The 16,506-nt window shown below is 45.1% G+C and carries 16 protein-coding genes; 4 read left to right on the top strand and 12 right to left on the bottom strand.

Annotation, left to right across the window (positions count from 1 at the left end):
* Positions 1 to 76 precede the first annotated feature (76 nt).
* From EBB54_RS02590 to EBB54_RS02575, 4 genes are read left to right on the top strand one after another with little or no spacing between them, the layout of a single operon-like run.
* Positions 77 to 529, top strand: coding sequence for a DUF4869 domain-containing protein (locus EBB54_RS02590; protein ID WP_125126229.1), 453 nt, complete (start codon positions 77 to 79; stop codon positions 527 to 529).
* Complete coding sequence (locus tag EBB54_RS02585) at positions 519 to 1,070, top strand: ATP-binding cassette domain-containing protein (protein ID WP_125126228.1); 552 nt, start codon at positions 519 to 521, stop codon at positions 1,068 to 1,070. The genes EBB54_RS02590 and EBB54_RS02585 overlap by 11 nt, the downstream gene beginning before the upstream one ends.
* Entirely contained in the window at positions 1,049 to 2,281 is a 1,233-nt protein-coding gene (locus EBB54_RS02580; RefSeq protein WP_125126227.1) for a WYL domain-containing protein, read from the top strand. The genes EBB54_RS02585 and EBB54_RS02580 overlap by 22 nt, the downstream gene beginning before the upstream one ends.
* 13 nt (positions 2,282 to 2,294) lie before the next feature.
* Positions 2,295 to 3,278: a WYL domain-containing protein gene (locus EBB54_RS02575; protein ID WP_125126226.1), complete on the top strand. Its 984-nt coding sequence runs from the start codon at positions 2,295 to 2,297 to the stop codon at positions 3,276 to 3,278.
* A 38-nt stretch (positions 3,279 to 3,316) separates the two neighbouring features.
* On the opposite strand, the gene EBB54_RS02570 is transcribed toward EBB54_RS02575, so the two are convergent.
* The 12 genes from EBB54_RS02570 to EBB54_RS02515 all read right to left on the bottom strand — a co-directional run bounded on the left by EBB54_RS02570 (position 3,317) and on the right by EBB54_RS02515 (position 16,354).
* Positions 3,317 to 4,708: an MFS transporter gene (locus EBB54_RS02570; protein WP_125126225.1), complete on the bottom strand. Its 1,392-nt coding sequence runs from the start codon at positions 4,706 to 4,708 to the stop codon at positions 3,317 to 3,319.
* A gap of 89 nt (positions 4,709 to 4,797) precedes the next feature.
* On the bottom strand, positions 4,798 to 5,724 hold the full coding sequence (locus tag EBB54_RS02565) for a flavodoxin family protein (protein ID WP_125126224.1): 927 nt from the start codon (positions 5,722 to 5,724) through the stop codon (positions 4,798 to 4,800).
* 14 nt (positions 5,725 to 5,738) lie between these two features.
* A complete protein-coding gene (locus EBB54_RS02560) occupies positions 5,739 to 7,091 on the bottom strand; it encodes an MFS transporter (protein ID WP_125126223.1) in 1,353 nt (450 codons plus the stop codon).
* Between the two features lie 170 nt (positions 7,092 to 7,261).
* On the bottom strand, positions 7,262 to 8,224 hold the full coding sequence (locus EBB54_RS02555) for a flavodoxin family protein (protein WP_125126222.1): 963 nt from the start codon (positions 8,222 to 8,224) through the stop codon (positions 7,262 to 7,264).
* A 302-nt stretch (positions 8,225 to 8,526) separates the two neighbouring features.
* Complete coding sequence (locus tag EBB54_RS02550) at positions 8,527 to 8,682, bottom strand: hypothetical protein (protein WP_205128744.1); 156 nt, start codon at positions 8,680 to 8,682, stop codon at positions 8,527 to 8,529.
* Between the two features lie 168 nt (positions 8,683 to 8,850).
* Complete coding sequence (locus EBB54_RS02545) at positions 8,851 to 10,065, bottom strand: aminotransferase class V-fold PLP-dependent enzyme (protein WP_205128743.1); 1,215 nt, start codon at positions 10,063 to 10,065, stop codon at positions 8,851 to 8,853.
* Positions 10,058 to 10,498 carry a SufE family protein gene (locus tag EBB54_RS02540; RefSeq protein WP_125126220.1) on the bottom strand — a complete coding sequence of 147 codons (441 nt, stop codon included), beginning with the start codon at positions 10,496 to 10,498 and terminating at the stop codon, positions 10,058 to 10,060. Before EBB54_RS02540 ends, EBB54_RS02545 begins: the two co-directional genes overlap by 8 nt.
* Positions 10,488 to 10,922, bottom strand: a complete 435-nt coding sequence (locus EBB54_RS02535; protein ID WP_125126219.1) for a hypothetical protein — start codon at positions 10,920 to 10,922, stop codon at positions 10,488 to 10,490. Before EBB54_RS02535 ends, EBB54_RS02540 begins: the two co-directional genes overlap by 11 nt.
* An 11-nt stretch (positions 10,923 to 10,933) precedes the next feature.
* Complete coding sequence (locus EBB54_RS02530) at positions 10,934 to 12,166, bottom strand: fucose isomerase (protein WP_125126218.1); 1,233 nt, start codon at positions 12,164 to 12,166, stop codon at positions 10,934 to 10,936.
* Between the two features lie 421 nt (positions 12,167 to 12,587).
* On the bottom strand, positions 12,588 to 13,487 hold the full coding sequence (locus EBB54_RS02525; protein ID WP_125126217.1) for a LysR family transcriptional regulator: 900 nt from the start codon (positions 13,485 to 13,487) through the stop codon (positions 12,588 to 12,590).
* Between the two features lie 38 nt (positions 13,488 to 13,525).
* The gene (locus tag EBB54_RS02520) at positions 13,526 to 14,764 is read right to left on the bottom strand and encodes an MFS transporter (protein ID WP_125126216.1); all 1,239 of its coding nucleotides are present in this window, start codon (positions 14,762 to 14,764) and stop codon (positions 13,526 to 13,528) included.
* A 9-nt stretch (positions 14,765 to 14,773) separates the two neighbouring features.
* Positions 14,774 to 16,354: an AAA-like domain-containing protein gene (locus EBB54_RS02515; protein WP_125126215.1), complete on the bottom strand. Its 1,581-nt coding sequence runs from the start codon at positions 16,352 to 16,354 to the stop codon at positions 14,774 to 14,776.
* Positions 16,355 to 16,506 lie beyond the last annotated feature (152 nt).

The raw sequence follows: 16,506 nt of genomic DNA, 5'->3' as shown, positions 1-16,506 counted from the left end.
TGTTAATGCATCATGCGGCATGGCTGCTTGGCTCGCTGCTTCTCGGGAATAAAATTGGGAAGGTAGGAAACGCAATATGTTGAAAATATGGTATTACGGCGGGACCGAATATATGAATGACGCTCCTGCCTATTTTGATAACGTATATGAAGATGAATGGATTGAGGATGCTTTTGTCAAAGAGATGATTCAGGATGTTGACCATTCCGCTGTCATCAGCGCTCATATCATCGAGAGTCCTGTTTTAGGAGCAATCACGCCGAAAGATTTATCCGGCGGTGTAAAGGTTCTGATCCTGATGCTGAAAGACGATTCGTTTGTATACAATTTGTCCAACTGCGGAAATAACTGTGCAAAATGGGTTTTAAAGATCGCCGAGTCAAAAGACCTGACCGTATATCTGCAGCACATCATCCGTTTTGAGGGTACATTTGAAATCCAGATTATGAATACAGGAAAAATCGTCCGCAATCCGACAGAGTATGTGGATGGGTTATTGGAAGCGGAGGCCATGCAGGATGAAGGGTAGTTATCATTTCAGGGTAAAAAGCAAAAAAGTACTGTTTGAATTTTCTATAAAAAGAAATATTACGATAATCAAAGGAGAAAGCGCCACCGGAAAAACAACGCTGCTCCATATGATGTATGAATATCTGAGGGTTGGGAGAGAATCCGGATATTCTGTAACCACAGATGCCGATTATTATGTGTATCTGCGCCGTGAAGTCGGACGTACCTGGGAAGAAGCATTATATCCATTAAAAGATACGATTATATTTATTGAAGAAAATAATCATTTTGTATTCTCGAAAGAATTTGCGGAATTTGTAAAAATCTCCGGAAATTATTTCGTACTGGTTAATCGTTCCCCGCTGAAAATGCTGCCTTACAGTATCCATGAAATATATGAGATTGTAACTGATGGAAAGCATACAGATATAAAAGAATCTTACCATCAGCTAAAGGAATTATACAGCAATTATCCTGTTGCTGAGAATAATAAAATGGAAATCATCATCCAAAATCTCAGAGAGGAGCCCCCCGAAACATGTCCGACTTCCACGAACTGATAAAAAGCTTCCCAAAAACCAGGGACTACGTCCGGGACTTCTTCGTCTACGGCTTCAAAACCAGAAACGATTTTAAGGAAAAGAGCCCCCGGACTTATGACAATGAGCGAAGGCGTCTGGAAAGCTGGCTTGCCCCTTACGTGCGCAAAGACTACGCCCCCGGCGGCTCCAGCATTTCCCTTGCCATTGACAGCAGCCTTCTGGACACCAACCCGCTGTTTCGGGTCTGGAAAACCAAAAGCTTCACAGACAACGATATCGTCCTTCACTTTCTGATATTGGATCTGCTTCAGGACGGCCGCCCCCGCACTTTGGGAGAGATCACGGACAGCCTGCTCACGCAGTATGAAGCCCTCTTTGATATCCAGACTGTCCGCCGAAAATGCAATGCCTACGAAAAGGAGGGCCTGCTCATAAAAACGAAATCCGGCAAAACCGTCCTGTTCTCCCTGGACAATTCCCTCGCCCGTTGGCTTGGCTCCAACAGACAGGTTCTGGACGCCTGTTCTTTTTTTCAGATGGCCGGCCATTTCGGGATCATCGGAAATGAACTCTCCCAGCAGTTTGACCATGAGAACCGCTCCTTCCGCGTGAAACACAGCTTCTTTGTACATACCCTGGAAGACGAAATTCTCCTGGAGCTTCTGAATGCGATGAATCAGCATAAAGCGGTACGAATGGATCTGAGGAGCTCCCGCCATGGAACCGTAAGCACTGCGGAATGCGTCCCTTTGCAGATCTTTATCAGCACCAGAAGCGGCCGCCGTTTCCTGTGCGGATATCTCCGCATGAGCAGGCGTTTCTCCTGCTTCCGCCTGGATGCCCTCAAGCATGTGGCCCTGCTGGAAACTGCCGAAGATTACGGCCCGCTGCTGGACAAGCTGACCCAAAACCGCCCCAGCCTCTGGGGCGTATCCTTTCAGGGGGGAGGAGGCCGCCGGCTGGAAAGCCTGTCCATGACCCTTCAGGTGATTGAGCCCGGGGAAGGTTACATCGTTGACCGCCTGAAACGGGAAGGCCGGGGCGGCAGCGTCACAAAGGTCGGGGAACATGTCTACCGGTACGAGACCCATGCCTTTGACTGCAATGAAATGCTGCCCTGGGTCCGCACCTTTACCGGCCGCATCCTCTCATTGGAATGCAGCAGCAAGCTGGTCGAACAGCGTTTTTACCGCGATCTTCAGACCATGTATCGGATGTACGACATATAGGAGAACAACACGAATGGAACTTTTTTCAGAAATTTACAGTTGTTATTATCAGGTCCTGCGGCATCTTTTGTCCGGCCAAAGCGCTCTTACCATACAGGATATCCGCAGCCGGATCTGCCGGGAAGGCTTCGAAGAAAGCCTCCTCTCCATCATTCCCAAAATCGAAGACGGAACCTGGAATCTGTTTCAAAAAGACGGCGGACTCTACCTGTCCAGGCTCAGCACTGACTTTCTGACGCCCCTCTCCGCCCTGGAAAAATCTTATCTGAAAGCCCTCTTATCCGATCCCCGCATGGGATTATTTCTGGAACCGGAACAGTTAAAAGACCTGCGTCACATGCTCTCCGCTGTCCCTCCTCTCTGGCGGCCGGAACAGTTTTACTACTACGACCGTTTTTCAGACGGCGACCCTTACCAGGATGAACGCTATCGCCATTGTTTCCAAATATTGCTCCAGGCGCAGAAAAACCGGCAGTATGTGGACATCGATTACATTTCGCCAAATGGAAACCGTCTGCACCACCAATATGTCCCCGCCCGGCTGGAATATTCCGTAAAAAATGACAAATTCCGCCTTCTGGCCCTGAATCCGGGCAAAAACGGAAGAATGAAGCTGGAGCTTTTGAACCTTTCCCGGATTCAAAGCGTCCGGCCTGTGGAAAAAATACTTTCTTCCTGTATGGATCTGAATGCGCTGATCCGTAATTCCTACTATAATGAGCCTGTAACGCTCCATATCGTCAACAGGCGCAATGCCCTGGAACGTGCCATGCTGCATTTTGCCAACTATGAAAAAAATACCGCAAAAATAGATGAGGACACCTATGAATGCCTCATCTATTATAACCAGAGTATGGAAACGGAACTGCTGATCGAAGTCCTGTCCTTCGGCCCCATGCTGACTGTGATTGGGAATAAGAGGTTCCTCTGCAGCCTGAAAGCCAGGCTCCGGCGGCAGAGGTCGTTACTGTCATCTCAAAAAAATGGCTGCGTATAAACGCAGCCTGAATGTATATCGCTTCACGACAGATTTTTTTATTCCATGCCTTCCACTTCTTTCTTCGCCTTATCCCTTGCAACCAGTCTTTCCCTGACTGCATCCATATATCCCGGCTTATCCAGGTCATACAGCACCAGCGGGATGATTCCGATGAAGAATACGATACCAGGCAGAAGGTTTGCCGCCATGTTGATACCGGTCTGTACATGTTCCGTAATCTCTCCGCCGCCTACATATCCGAACGCTCCCATTACAAGCAGGAATGCGGAGTTTGCAATCGCGGTCGCGATTTTGATCGCGGTTCCCTGGAAAGAAAATGCCATACCGTCATTTCTGTAACCATACTTATCATCAAAATCATCAATGGCATCAATCATCATACAGGAACCGCAGGGACCTGCAATATAGCCCGCTCCATAGAGAACCATGCACAGGAAATTAAACGGGATGTTCGTCGATGGTCCAAAATACAGCAGAACCAAAGCCACACCCTGGATGACCATGGAGATAATTGCGGTTTTCCGTCTGCCGAATTTTTCCAAAAACTTCGGTGAAAACGGCATAATAATGGTTCCCACTGCCATCTGCATCATCATAAATACGGAGATCAGGGCAAAATTTCCTACACAATGCATATAGAAGAATACTGCCACAGAAATACGTCCCAGAATACCAAACATATTAAAAAATGAATACATCATTGCGCAGAGCAGATTCTTATTCCGGAACACCAGTTTCAGACCCTCACTGACCTTGCCCTGGTCTTCCTTCTTAACCGTGATCTGCTCCTTGGACAATACAGCTACCGCCCAGAACATCGGCAGCGCGATAAATGCCAGAAGCGTCGCCGCGCCCTGATACCCGGCAGCCTGGTCGCCTTTTCCGATCCAGAGTACCAGATTCAGCACAAACAGGTTCAGTATGATCTGTCCGACTGTCATACCCATCATCTGAGCCGCATTCAGCCTGTTTACCTCTTTCGGGTCACGTGTCATAACGGTCGGCAATGCCAGATAAGGTACATTTGTCATCGTGTATGCCATTCCCAGACCGATATAAGTCACATAGGCATACACCAGTTTCGCAGTCCCTTCAAATCCCGGTACGGTAAAGGTCAGGATTGTGAAAATGACTAAGAACGGCGCCCCGACAAAAATGTATGGGCGGAAACGTCCCCACTTTGTATGAGTACGCTCCATCAGAGTTCCCATCATCGGATCATTGATACCATCCCAGATTTTTGCAACCAGCATCAGCATTGCAACAGCCCCTACGCCGAGCCCGAATACGTCCGTATAGAAAATGGACAGATATGTACCGACCATGGTCCATGACAATTGGGATGCAAAGTTACCCAGTCCATATACAAAATAATTGGCAAAAGTCAATGGCTTTGTGCCGTATTGATTCAAATTCGTGTTGCTCATAGTGCCCTCCATCTCATCTTTCCTTCTGAAAGATGTATGCTCATTCTTTAGATCTACGCTGCACACAAAATCACTGTGCGCATAACATATTACATCTCATCCTGCATTGCCCGGAATTTCTCCACATATTCGTCAAATCTTGGATACCGGTCCTTTCGGCCCTGTTCCACCTGATGTTCCAGTACACCGGTAAATTTCAAACGGCTCCGATTCTTCTCTTCCTCGCTAAATTCCACCCTTACCTGGTCTCCTTCCATTTTTAGGGTTCCATAGATACCGCAGACCGGACAGCATACCGTGGAGGTTCCATTCAGCGTCATCTCCTTACAATGACATACCGGACAGATTCCCGGCTCAGACTCCCATGTGATCTCGCTGGTCTTTTTATCCAGCGCTTCTACAATCCGTTCTCCGATATGCCTGGATTTTTCCAGAAGCACCTTCTGATTGTCCGGGACATAAGAGCCATATGCGTCCAATTGGTCTACTACCTTCATATTCAGGCTCATTCCAAATAAATTCATCCCCGGAAGTCCATAAGATACCCAATGCGGCGTGGTTGCGCCTCCTACGGAAATATACGATACCAGATGGCGTTTCAGGCAGTCCGGATTCAATTCTTCTCCGCCCGTGTCCTTGCGGAGTTCATTTTCAAACAGCATATACGCCTTATCATGGGCTGGTCCAAAACGATCCACGAAATTTTTAAATTGTCCTGTAGGTGCCAGTACATACACCGGAGCCGCTACAATGATCGCGTCTGCAGCCAGAACAGCGTCTGAAAGTGCCTCATAGTCATCTTTCTGGATACATTGAATCTGTCCCTTCCCGCTTTGGAGCATGCGTGAACATGCTCCGCACCCGATACAGTGCCGGATATCCAGTTTGATCGTATCAATGATCTCCGTTTCCGCTCCCGCCTGTTTTGCGGCTTCCATGGCTGCGGACAATAACTTTTTACAATTTACGTTTGCCCGTCCAAAATTAATTCCCAATACTTTTTTCTTATCACTCATTTTATGTCCTCACTCTATTCTGCTTTTTTCTCCAATTCTTCTCGTATCTCCGTTGCTTTTTTTGCATCAATCGGATAGAACATCCAAATTACAAGAGCCACAAAAAATGTGACTGCCGGGAAAATATTGACCGCAATGTTGATTCCTTTTAAAGCCTCTGCCGTCTGCTCTGCATTTGCCACATATCCGAAATAGGACATGATCATCAGGCCAACCGAAGCGCCGAACGCACTTCCGAACTTTGTTGCCAGAGATGTAAACGCATAAGAGGTACCGTCGGAACGCACTCCGGTGTTTAACTCCGCATAATCAATACATTCCGGAACACTTCCCATGAACAACGGTACTGCAAAGGAAAACAGCCCGTATACCCCTGACATGATGATCACCATCGTCGCATTGGAAGCCGGGATCATGTAAAGGATCAGCAGGGAAATCCCGCATCCGGTCAGGCTGATCGCCCCGAGCGTTTTTTTCGGCACATAATTTACCAGCTTTCTTGTCAAAAAGATTGCGACTGCCCCGCAGATCGTAGGCGCCATCATCAAAATGGAGATCAGGTCAAATCGGTGCATATTGTACATAAAGTAATAAATCGCAAGCCCGATACGTCCAAACATTCCCGTCATGTAAGCCAGCAGCGTGAAGAAGATAATAAGCAGCGGTTTGTTTGTCACTACCACCTTGATCGTTGTCTTGATCGGGATCTGATTTACATCCTGACGCGGCTGGATCACTTCTTTACAGCATTTAAACACCAGAAAGAACAATGGAAGGGAACAGATTGCAAATACCAGAGTTGTCAGAGTGTATCCCATTCCGGTTGGTGCTTCCGCACGGCTGAACTTTAAGATCAGAGGCATAGAAATTGCACTCAGGAAACAAGATCCCAGGTTTGTTCCGATCATCCTCCAGGAATTTAATTCCACACGTTCCTGTGAATCTGCTGTCATGACATTTGCAAGGGAACCATAGCTTAAGTTTACAGCCGTATATAACATTCCCAGGCCGATATACGAGAATGCCGCCCAAATCACGCCCGCCGTTTTGTTGCCGAACGGAGCCGTAAATGCCAGCACATTGAATATGGCCAGTATCGGGGAAAAGACCAATATATAAGGACGGAAACGTCCCCATTTTGATTTTGTACGCTCAGCAATAGCTCCGAACATCGGATCATTTACTCCATCCCAGATTCTTGCAATCAGCATGATTGCACTGGCAATCGCCGGGGCAAGCCCTACTACGTCCGTATAATAAACAGTCAGATAATTTCCAACAAATGTCCACACAAGCTGACTGGCAAAATCACCAAGTCCATATACGATCTTGGTACCCATTGTTAACTTTGCTTTTTGTTCCATCATCGTTTTCCTTTCTTTCGTATAGAGTGTCTGTTCAGCAGCTTCATGGATACATTCGCAATCCCCCAAACATCGGCCTCTGCAATGAAGATTACCTCTGCAGTTCCTGCGTATTCATATGGGGTTCATAATACATATGTAATCCTGTTCTGAACAGTTTCCAAAGGTCAAACTTACATATTTTCAATCGTTTCCTCGAATTTCTCATATTTTTCCATCATCTTCGGCAGCGTCTCTTTATTCGCAACCAGCTTCGGTACACAGACCTTGATCATGTTCTGGATCTCGTTATAGTGCTCATAGATTCCGATGTTTGTATTCCGCGCGCGGGCGATCTCCTGCTCGGACCACTCTACCTTCACCTTGTCTCCGTCCACAGACAGATCTCCCCAAATGCCGCAGATGGGGCATTCCACATGGGTAGTTCCGTTCATACTGAGGAGCGGGTTATGGCATACCGGACATACGCCTTCCTCTCCAACCCAGGTGTCCACTTCGTCATATGGTTTTCCAAGTGATTCTGCTACCGCTTTGCCAAGCTCTGCGCACTTTTTCATCAGTTCCGGGTCAAACAGCGGATGACCGGTTCTGCCCTGGTCATAGGCATCCACATGGCCCACACATTTCATGCAGAAGGAAAAGCTGAACAGATCCAGCATCGGAAGCCCCAGGGATACCCAGTTGTGGGTCTGCGCCCCGCCTACGGAAATATAGCCTGTATAGCGGTCTTTAAAATATCTCGGGTCAAGTTCCGGCTTGCCCGCTTCGATCCGTTTTTTGTTCTCCTCGATCAATGCAGCCCTGTCATGGGACGGTCCGAAACGGTCCACAAAATTCTTAAACTGTCCGACGATGCCCACCGCATAGACCGGTGCGCCGATGATGATCCCGTCCGCGTCCAGACATGCTTCCTCCAGGATATGATAGTCGTCCTTCATGCAGCAGTGGATCTCCGTCTCTCCTTTGTCGCGCAGACGGCTGCAGTAGTCGCAGGCGCGGCAATGTCCAATGTCCATGCGCACGGTATTGATAAACTGCACCTCCGCTCCGGCTGCCTTTGCCGCAAACAGTGCTTCCTTTACCATCACGTCGCTGCGCTGGTTCCTTCTTCCAAAGGAAATTCCTAATACTTTCATGTTCTACCTCCATCGTTCTTTTGTTTTATGAAGATAGTTTACATATTTTTTATAATTTCCGCTTCTCTGTCAGTCTCTTAATATGGTATCAATTTTGGTCTCTTATTTTCCATACAAAAAAGCCGGGACAAAAAATATAGCATATTTTTTGTCCCGGCTCAAAAAGCTTCTATATCTTAATTGTCTCAAAGGCAGGCCGCATATATTCTGCGGCCCCTCTGCTCAGTCACAGAGCCCCGTCCGGTGCCTGAACCGTTGCTTTCAGCCTTGCTCCGCCTAAGTAAGAACCCGGTCCATTCCATTCAGTGCATGAAGAACTGCCGCATAGCCTCCAATAGAAACAGAGGGTGAACCTTTTTCCACAGAACACAATGTGGCTCTGCTGATATCTTCCTCCGAAGCCGCGCCAGCTTGATCTGTTCTCCCATCTGCTCCAGGATCTTCCGGGTATCCGGCATGATTGTATGGCAATTCCTCCACGGCAGGTTCTTCTTTGCTGTGCGAAATAATAGATATGCGGTTAATTCTTTGTCATTTTTTTAATGGATAAATTTCAGTGGCAGGTGTGATCCGTATGAATCACACCTGCCACTGTGTAGGGCAATCTATTTCCCGACAGCCCTTTTTTATTTCTGAAAGAAACCAATTATCTCTTGAAGCTTCTCCTGAATCGTATTAATTTCATGAAAATTATTATAAAAAGCCGGCGAGAAGCGCAAAACAGAATCCACGCCGTATTTTCTTACGATCAGCTGCGCACAATGGCTTCCTGACCTTACCGCGATTCCATATTTATCCAGGAAACTTGCTGCATCGTAAGGATGAATCCCTTTCATTACAACCGAAACTACACTGTACTTTTCCTGTCCTTTCCCCAGTACAGTAACTCCTTCCACTGAATTCAACATATGTTCCAGTTCTACAGTCAATGCCTTCTCATATTCGGAAATTTCCTCCATTCCAAGATTCATCAAATATTCCGCTGCAGCTCCAAGTCCGATAATCCCTGGATAATTTGGTGTTCCAGCCTCTAATCTATAAGGCATTGGCGCAAATGTGGTTCTATCAGAATATACGGTTTCTACCATCCCGCCCCCAAATCTAACGGGCCGCATTGTATCAAGCAGCTTCCGCGCGATATATAAAACTCCTGTTCCTGCAGGTCCCATCATCTTATGACCCGAAAAGCAGAAAAAGTCACAGCCCAGCCTGCAGACATCAACCCCATGCCGGACGCTTTGAGCTCCGTCAATACATATCGCTGCTCCGGCTTCATGTGCGTATTGAACGATCAATTTCACAGGGAGCTGCACTCCGGTTACATTGGAAACCATTGTCATAGATACAAATTTTGTTTTCTTAGAAATGGAAGAAATAAAACAGTCCATGTCAAGTGTCCCGTTTTTCTCCGGAATTACAATAAGCTTTGCCCGCTTCTCCATACACAGCTGCTGCCAAACCACCAGATTCGAATGATGCTCAAATTCAGAAACAATGATCTGATCATCTTCTTCCAAAAGATACCTTACATAAGACTGGGCAATCATATGAACAGATTCAGTTGTTCCACTCGTAAAAACAATCTGCTCCGGAGATTCTGCATGGACAAATTTTTGCATCAATACCCTTGCATGTTCCATACACATGGTTGACTTTTTACTTAAATAATGTATTCCCCTGTGTACATTTGCATTTTGTGTCTTATAATGGTTTGTTACTGTATCCATCACAATCTGCGGTATCTGCGTAGTAGCTGCATTGTCAAAATAAATTAACGGTTTTCCATATACCATCGTGGAAAGAATCGGAAAATCCAAAGAAATCTTTGCTGCGTCAAACATCTCCATTTTCCCCCTTATCCGAATTGATCTGCTGTCTGCAGAACTTTACAATCATTTCCCGGACGCGTGACATTGCGTTAAAACGATCCGTTGACAGCTGCTCTTTCAATGCAGTTTTTTCTATAAAACAAAGTTCTGCATCTGCAGCGTCCTCCAGCCGCTGATTTTGAAGAAGCATTACAAAAACGCCCAGTATTCCCCGAATGATCTGTGATTCACTGTCCACGAATAAAAGCAGCTTCCCGTCAACCGCTCTCAGAACCAGCCAGGTGTTTGTCTGACATCCCTGTATTCTATTCATCTCATTCTTTTCACTATCCTCTGGTATCGGAATCATACCTGCGATTTCCAGTAAAAGTTCATATTGCATAAACCAATCATTCAGTTCATTAAAACTATCAATGAATTCCTTCTGTGCTGCTTCAATAGACATCTTCTTCCCTTTTCTCAGTTTTTTCGTAAAGCAATGGCTGAACAAGCTGTGCCATTTCCTGAATGGTTTGGATTTCAGGTGTTTTTTTAGGATCTATATGGATATTCAATCCCTTCTGTACAGCCAAAAACATCTGAATTTTTTTTGAAAGGACTGCAGAGGCACTTCCGCATTGCCCAGGGTGGTCTACCCCGGGCAGCTGTGTAATCTCAATATGCAGCGCTTTTGCCACACTTGTCTGTAACATTAAGATGATATTGTCAGAAATTTCTTTTTCTTCGAGCCTGAGTTTTACTCCGCAGTATTGTTTGATCTTTGTTGCCAAAAACTCCGCATCGGGCATTTTCGTTTCCCTGATTTCATCTAATATCAATGCGGATCTCCTGTTTGCATCCGCAAGAATTTTTGCCTTATCCTGAATCATATATCCCATCCTTAAACCATCACAGGTTCCAGTCCAACAAGCTCAGCAAACATTTTCAATTCCTCGGTATAATCTCCATATGTAAGCGGAACATGTGAACCGAAATCAAGCTGTCTGTTATAGAATTCCTTGCTGTCCTTTACACGAAATACCATCGTCAGGCTGCAGTTTTTATCAAGATAGCGGGCACCGCCTTCTACAACGCCTTTTCCAATAAGCAGTTTCCTGCAGTCGGGAGAAAAACGGCACATTGTAATTTCCTGTCCGATATCTTCTGAAAAATTGTAACGCATCGTTGCACCCCATCCGGAATACGCAAAAGGCTCAAGCGCATAAGCGCTATTTTCCTTATCATAACCTCTCATTTTTCTGTTTCCCACAGAATGGAAAATAGTAAAAAGATTGTCATGGTTGTCCAGTTTATCCAATACCTCTTTTGCGTCATTGCGTGTGTATTCAATCGGGTTTACCTCACCCATAAATGTTGCACAGTTCGATGCGCTTTGAAGAAGCTGCATAGAAAGTGTGGCAATTGGATCAAACTCACAGGATGACGGAATTCCGAGCTCGTTATTCAGGGAATGCGTTAAGCAGGGCGTCATGTTTTCTTCATTTGCACGGCAGGTTGCACAGAAATCCGGACATGGCATTACAAATGCATTGCAGTCATACATATCCAAAAGCTTTTGAACTGTGTACCACAGACGGACAGAGATCTCTACCTTCTCTTTCTGCATGCCTACCTCGCATGCGCCCTCACAAAGGTCGTCGGTGATTCTCTTAATTTCTTCCATATCTTCTTCTGTTGGATTCACTCCCCTACGGCCTGGAGTACAATGGTTAATCATTGGGTCTGTCGGCGCAGTCTGGTCAAGAAGCTCATGTAAGCTGATACCGCGGAATTTTGTTCCCAATTTCATGGTGACTTCATTTGGGCTGAGAAAACTGTTGGAAGAAATTTCGCTGGTAGAATCATGACGCACCACCTGCAAAATATGTGTATTTGCAATCACTTTTCTCAATCTGAGGGCGTGCATTCTACGAATGCCGTCTTTCCAGGTCATCGCGCCATAGGCCTCATAGTTTCTTGCCCTGAGTGCAGATACATAACGGGTTGCAGATCCTGGTGTTCCCGGCATAATCATAATGGGTTTCCCGGTTCTCTGAGCAAGCTCTACAATAAGGTCGCCTCTCGCAATGTGGCAGCCCACCAGATAAAGATCCACCTTTTCATATTCCTTCATTACAACCTCAAAAAAGTCTTCCTTGCTAAGGAAATCACAGTCTCTTTCCGCATAAATTTCCTCCATGAGATAAATTCCCTTCTCTTTTCCCAAAATATCTTTTGATTGCTGGAAGAAACCATGTGCGAACTGTGCATTGATCATGGCGTCTGCTTCAGGTGTCAGATTCTCTGTAATGTCCATTCTGCACGGGCCCTCAAAAAAATACTTATGCTGCAGCCCTACATAGATCGGTCTGACATTCAGCTGCATTTCAATTCCTTTTTTCATCATAATCATTGTCTCCTTCTATATTTTTTCTTGATAAGACAATTATACTCAACGTTTTTTTAAAAGAGAAATCCAAAAAAATTGAATATTATAAAGCTGCGCTTTATAATATTCAATAGATATGCCTTCTTTATAAAAATGTAAATACCAATCAACAGCAAGAATTGAGATATTCCATCAAATTTACAAATCTATCATCGCCCAAATCCTTTTTTGCAATGCATACTATATTAAATATGCACGCATATTCCTTCGGAAGTGGCAAACTTTTTAAATGAAGATCCTTTTTTTCATTATATATATCAGGAAATACTGCAAAGCAATCGCCTTTCTGCAAGCACATCAGCATGGAATCAAAATTGTCTGTTGTTCTTATACCATTACATTTAATCTTCGCATATACAGAATTTTTAGAATCCCAAGTATGCCCTGCATGATCAAGCTGGATCATTTTTTCCATACTGATATCTTCTGCTGTCACATTTTTTCTGCTCAGCCATATATGCTTTTGAGATACAAAAATCTTTCCCGGATAGCTCTCTATTTTCTTTGTCATATAAGTTTCTGCCGGCAGGTCCTGATCAACAATTGTAAACCCAACATCTGCCTTTCCATTTTCTAAATAAAAACATACATCCTCGATATTGGCAGCTATAAAATCTATTTCATATCCCTTAAAATAATTCTGAATTTTTTCAATCCAGACATTAAGAATCCTTTCTTTCGGCAAGGCACGAAAAAAGACAATTCTGAGCTTTTTATCCGACAGTTCTATTCGGTTCTTAATTTTTTCCAATGCTCTGTCATAGTCATCCTTAACCGGCTGCATCCTGTGAACACAATATTCACCAAATTCTGTCAGCTCTACATTTCTGGTACTGCGTATAAACAATTTTTTCCCCAGTATATCCTCAAATTTTTTAATTTGCTGTGTCAACGCCTGGGGAGTAATACAGAGTTCATTCGCCGCCTTTGAAAAATTTAATGTTTTTGCAACTGACAGGAAATACTCCCAATTTCTGAATTCAATTTCCAGATTTTCCCAAGCCATAAATACTTACTTCTCCTTTTGTTCTTGCATTATATATGCTATTTTCCATTTGAGCGATCCATAAGCAGAAACAGAATCCCCGACAGAATCCCGGTCAGCAGATACAATTCCCGGATCGCCAATACAGACGACAAGCCTGCAAGCAAAAATGATCCCACCGGCAGAGACCCGCAGGCCAGCGCGTTAAATATCCCGCTGATCCTCCCCACAAATTCTTCCGGTACGCTGCTCACAAAGATCACCTGGACCGTAACCCCGATCACCGAATTTAGCATTCCAAAGGCAAACGCCGCAATAAAATAGCCAAGATATTTTCCTTCATTGAAAGGAATCATCCCGATCGCGAGATAGCAAAAATACAGCGGCCCGATCAGGATTCCTCCTCGGATCAGCACCTGTTTTTCCGGGATTCTCCGGGAGATCACAGGCAAAAGCAGCGCCCCGGAAATCATGCCCGCCGTAATCGCCGTCCCGCCCACTGACATCGCAAATACGTCCAGTCTCAGGTATTCGCTGATATAAGCAGCCTGCAGATTTTCAATGGGAAGCATACACAAATTCTGTACCACACAGATCACACATACCATCATTGCCAGCTTACTCGTTTTAAAATAGACGAACCCTTCTTTGAGCGCGGCGGCATACCCCTTCATCTGAAACCGCTGCCCTTCCCCGCTCTCCTCATTCACCCTCAGCATTAAAAGCAGAAGCCCGGAAGCCAGAAAGGTCACCGCATCCACAAACAGAGCCCCGCCGATTCCAATCCACCCTATGATGATTCCGGCGCAGCCCATGCCGATCAGCTCGGACGTTCTCCGCACCCCCTGGTCCATGGAAATGGCCGCCTTATAATGCTCCTTCCTGAGGATTTTGGGCAGGATTGCAAGCCCATTTGGAATCCGCAGCGCTTCGATGGAGGAATTTATAAATGTCAAAACAAGCAGATGCCACGGCTCTAACACTTCCAGCAGCATACACACGCCTGTGAAAAAGACCACAGCTCCCCGGGCAATGTCACAGATGACAATGACTCTCTTTTTGCGGAAATATTCCGTCAGTGCACCTCCCAGCGGCTGAAACAGCACCGTCGGAACCATATTCACCCCAAGAATGACAGACAGCCACGCCGCCGAGCCTGTCAGTTGGTAGACCATCCAGCTATAGGCGATGGCATCCACAGAGTCCCCAAACCGGCTGATCATATTTGCCAGAATCATATACCGGAAATTTTTTTCGTTTTTTATGATATCCTTATAAACGCTCAGTTTCATACTCATCACCTGTTCTCAAACCACCGCTTCGAAAATAATCTTGTCTTTGATCCGAAGCCGTTCCACACCAACCTTCTTTTTCTTATTGAAATTAAAGCTGACAAGATATCCTTGCTTCGCATGGTAAAGATCCAGGTAGTCTGTAAGCTGTTCCTCTCCTCTTTTATTATATTCCTGTCCCCGCCAGAGTTTTAGCTCTACAATATGCTGCTCCCCGCAGTAATCAATGATCAAATCCGTGCGCCGGTTTGTCCGTGTTTTTGCTTCAATATAGTAATTTCCTGTTCCGTTGATGATCGGTTTGATATACAGAAGGAACAGACATCGCCCGTTATCCTCCAAAAATTTTTCCTGCAGTTCCCCAAAAATATCCTGATAATAGCTGACAAATTTTCGGAGAACCAGCTCCATATCCAGACGTCCGTCTGCAATAAACTGATTTTTTTCCAAAGCCGCTGTCTGCGCCAGCTCATTGTGTCTCGACTTTTCCGCCAGAAATCCGTTATAAAGCCTTGTCTCAAATATTCGGTTTGAGACATTCACAATATAATTTTCAATCGTCACAAAACCAAACATCGCCGCCATGCGGATTCCCAAATTGCCTGGTACGTATTCGATCACATTTCCCTGAAGCAGTAATTCCATAAGCATCTGTTTCAGATCCGGATAATCAATCAGTTTGTTGTCCAGAGAATCAAACAATGTATTTTCTTCTGTCAGCAGCATACGGACAGCCGTCAAGAACCCTTCTTTTGTCCATGCCTTATTTCTTTCAAATTCATTTTCATCTCTATAAACTTTTTCATCCATTAATTTGCAGATGCGTGACACAAGAAAGGGATAACCTGACGTATAATCATAAATCAATCCCGCAATTTCCTGTATATTCATTCCTGTCTGGTGGTCTTCCTCATAATCCGCCAGCATTCCTGCAATCCCATGTTCCCTCAGGCGCAGGTCTATATCAAAATCTGCCGCAACGTTCCACGGGCTGTTCATCCTATACTCTTCCACGAACTTATTTTTCAGATTCTTTATATCATATACTCCTGCAAGGATCACAGACTGAAATATCGGCTTCTTTTCTCTTATAATATAATACCCTCTCAACTGCGCCAAAAAATCAAGAAACACACGATATTCTGAAGCGCTGTCCGCCTCATCGATCATCAGCACAATCTTTTTTTCTGAAAGCCGGCACCACTTACTCAGACAGCGAAACAGGGCCGACAGTCTGTCATTTTGTACAGATCCATCTGCCAAGCCTTCCATCTGTCCCCGTATATCCGCAGAAATATCTTTTGCCGCAGCACACCCTAAAATTTCCATACAAAAGTTTTCAATAAAATCTTTTTCTGTCTCAAAGTCCGCAGCACTGAACATCTGAAAATCCAGACTGATTACAATATATTCTCTTTGTAAAAGCCGCTCCAAAGCATGAAGCGTAGTCGTTTTGCCATATTGCCGGGCACGGTTTATGGTAAAATACAGCCCCTGGTCTACCATGGCTTTTATCTGTTTCAATTGTTCATCCATATTCACCATATAATGCAATTCCGGTTTACACGCGGCACTGACATTAAATATCCTGCCCATATATGCCCTCTCTTTCCGAATGAAAACAAGTCCAATGGTATATGCCAAGGAACTGTATGGAAATGTAACAGCTGCTTCCCTCAAATGGATTGCTGTTATTTAATAGTATGCTTACTGACGGATCGTTTGTCAAGCAGTTTACAGATCGAAGA

Source organism: Schaedlerella arabinosiphila, from assembly GCF_003885045.1.
Lineage (GTDB): Bacteria > Bacillota > Clostridia > Lachnospirales > Lachnospiraceae > Schaedlerella > Schaedlerella arabinosiphila.
Note: the sequence above shows the minus strand (reverse complement) of the source record. Positions and strands in the feature narration are given on the sequence as shown.

Bases quoted from the DNA above. Each gene is read 5' to 3' on its own strand.
- EBB54_RS02565 (WP_125126224.1), bottom strand. From the start codon at position 5,724: ATGAGTGATAAGAAAAAAGTATTGGGAATTAATTTTGGACGGGCAAAC.
- EBB54_RS02590 (WP_125126229.1), top strand. From the start codon at position 77: ATGTTGAAAATATGGTATTACGGCGGGACCGAATATATGAATGACGCT.
- EBB54_RS02550 (WP_205128744.1), bottom strand. From the start codon at position 8,682: ATGCCGGATACCCGGAAGATCCTGGAGCAGATGGGAGAACAGATCAAG.
- EBB54_RS02535 (WP_125126219.1), bottom strand. From the start codon at position 10,922: ATGATTCAGGATAAGGCAAAAATTCTTGCGGATGCAAACAGGAGATCC.
- EBB54_RS02515 (WP_125126215.1), bottom strand. From the start codon at position 16,354: ATGGGCAGGATATTTAATGTCAGTGCCGCGTGTAAACCGGAATTGCAT.
- EBB54_RS02545 (WP_205128743.1), bottom strand. From the start codon at position 10,065: ATGTTTGACGCAGCAAAGATTTCTTTGGATTTTCCGATTCTTTCCACG.
- EBB54_RS02555 (WP_125126222.1), bottom strand. From the start codon at position 8,224: ATGAAAGTATTAGGAATTTCCTTTGGAAGAAGGAACCAGCGCAGCGAC.
- EBB54_RS02575 (WP_125126226.1), top strand. From the start codon at position 2,295: ATGGAACTTTTTTCAGAAATTTACAGTTGTTATTATCAGGTCCTGCGG.
- EBB54_RS02530 (WP_125126218.1), bottom strand. From the start codon at position 12,166: ATGAAGGAATATGAAAAGGTGGATCTTTATCTGGTGGGCTGCCACATT.
- EBB54_RS02560 (WP_125126223.1), bottom strand. From the start codon at position 7,091: ATGATGGAACAAAAAGCAAAGTTAACAATGGGTACCAAGATCGTATAT.
- EBB54_RS02580 (WP_125126227.1), top strand. From the start codon at position 1,049: ATGTCCGACTTCCACGAACTGATAAAAAGCTTCCCAAAAACCAGGGAC.
- EBB54_RS02570 (WP_125126225.1), bottom strand. From the start codon at position 4,708: ATGAGCAACACGAATTTGAATCAATACGGCACAAAGCCATTGACTTTT.
- EBB54_RS02525 (WP_125126217.1), bottom strand. From the start codon at position 13,487: ATGGCTTGGGAAAATCTGGAAATTGAATTCAGAAATTGGGAGTATTTC.
- EBB54_RS02520 (WP_125126216.1), bottom strand. From the start codon at position 14,764: ATGAGTATGAAACTGAGCGTTTATAAGGATATCATAAAAAACGAAAAA.
- EBB54_RS02585 (WP_125126228.1), top strand. From the start codon at position 519: ATGAAGGGTAGTTATCATTTCAGGGTAAAAAGCAAAAAAGTACTGTTT.
- EBB54_RS02540 (WP_125126220.1), bottom strand. From the start codon at position 10,498: ATGTCTATTGAAGCAGCACAGAAGGAATTCATTGATAGTTTTAATGAA.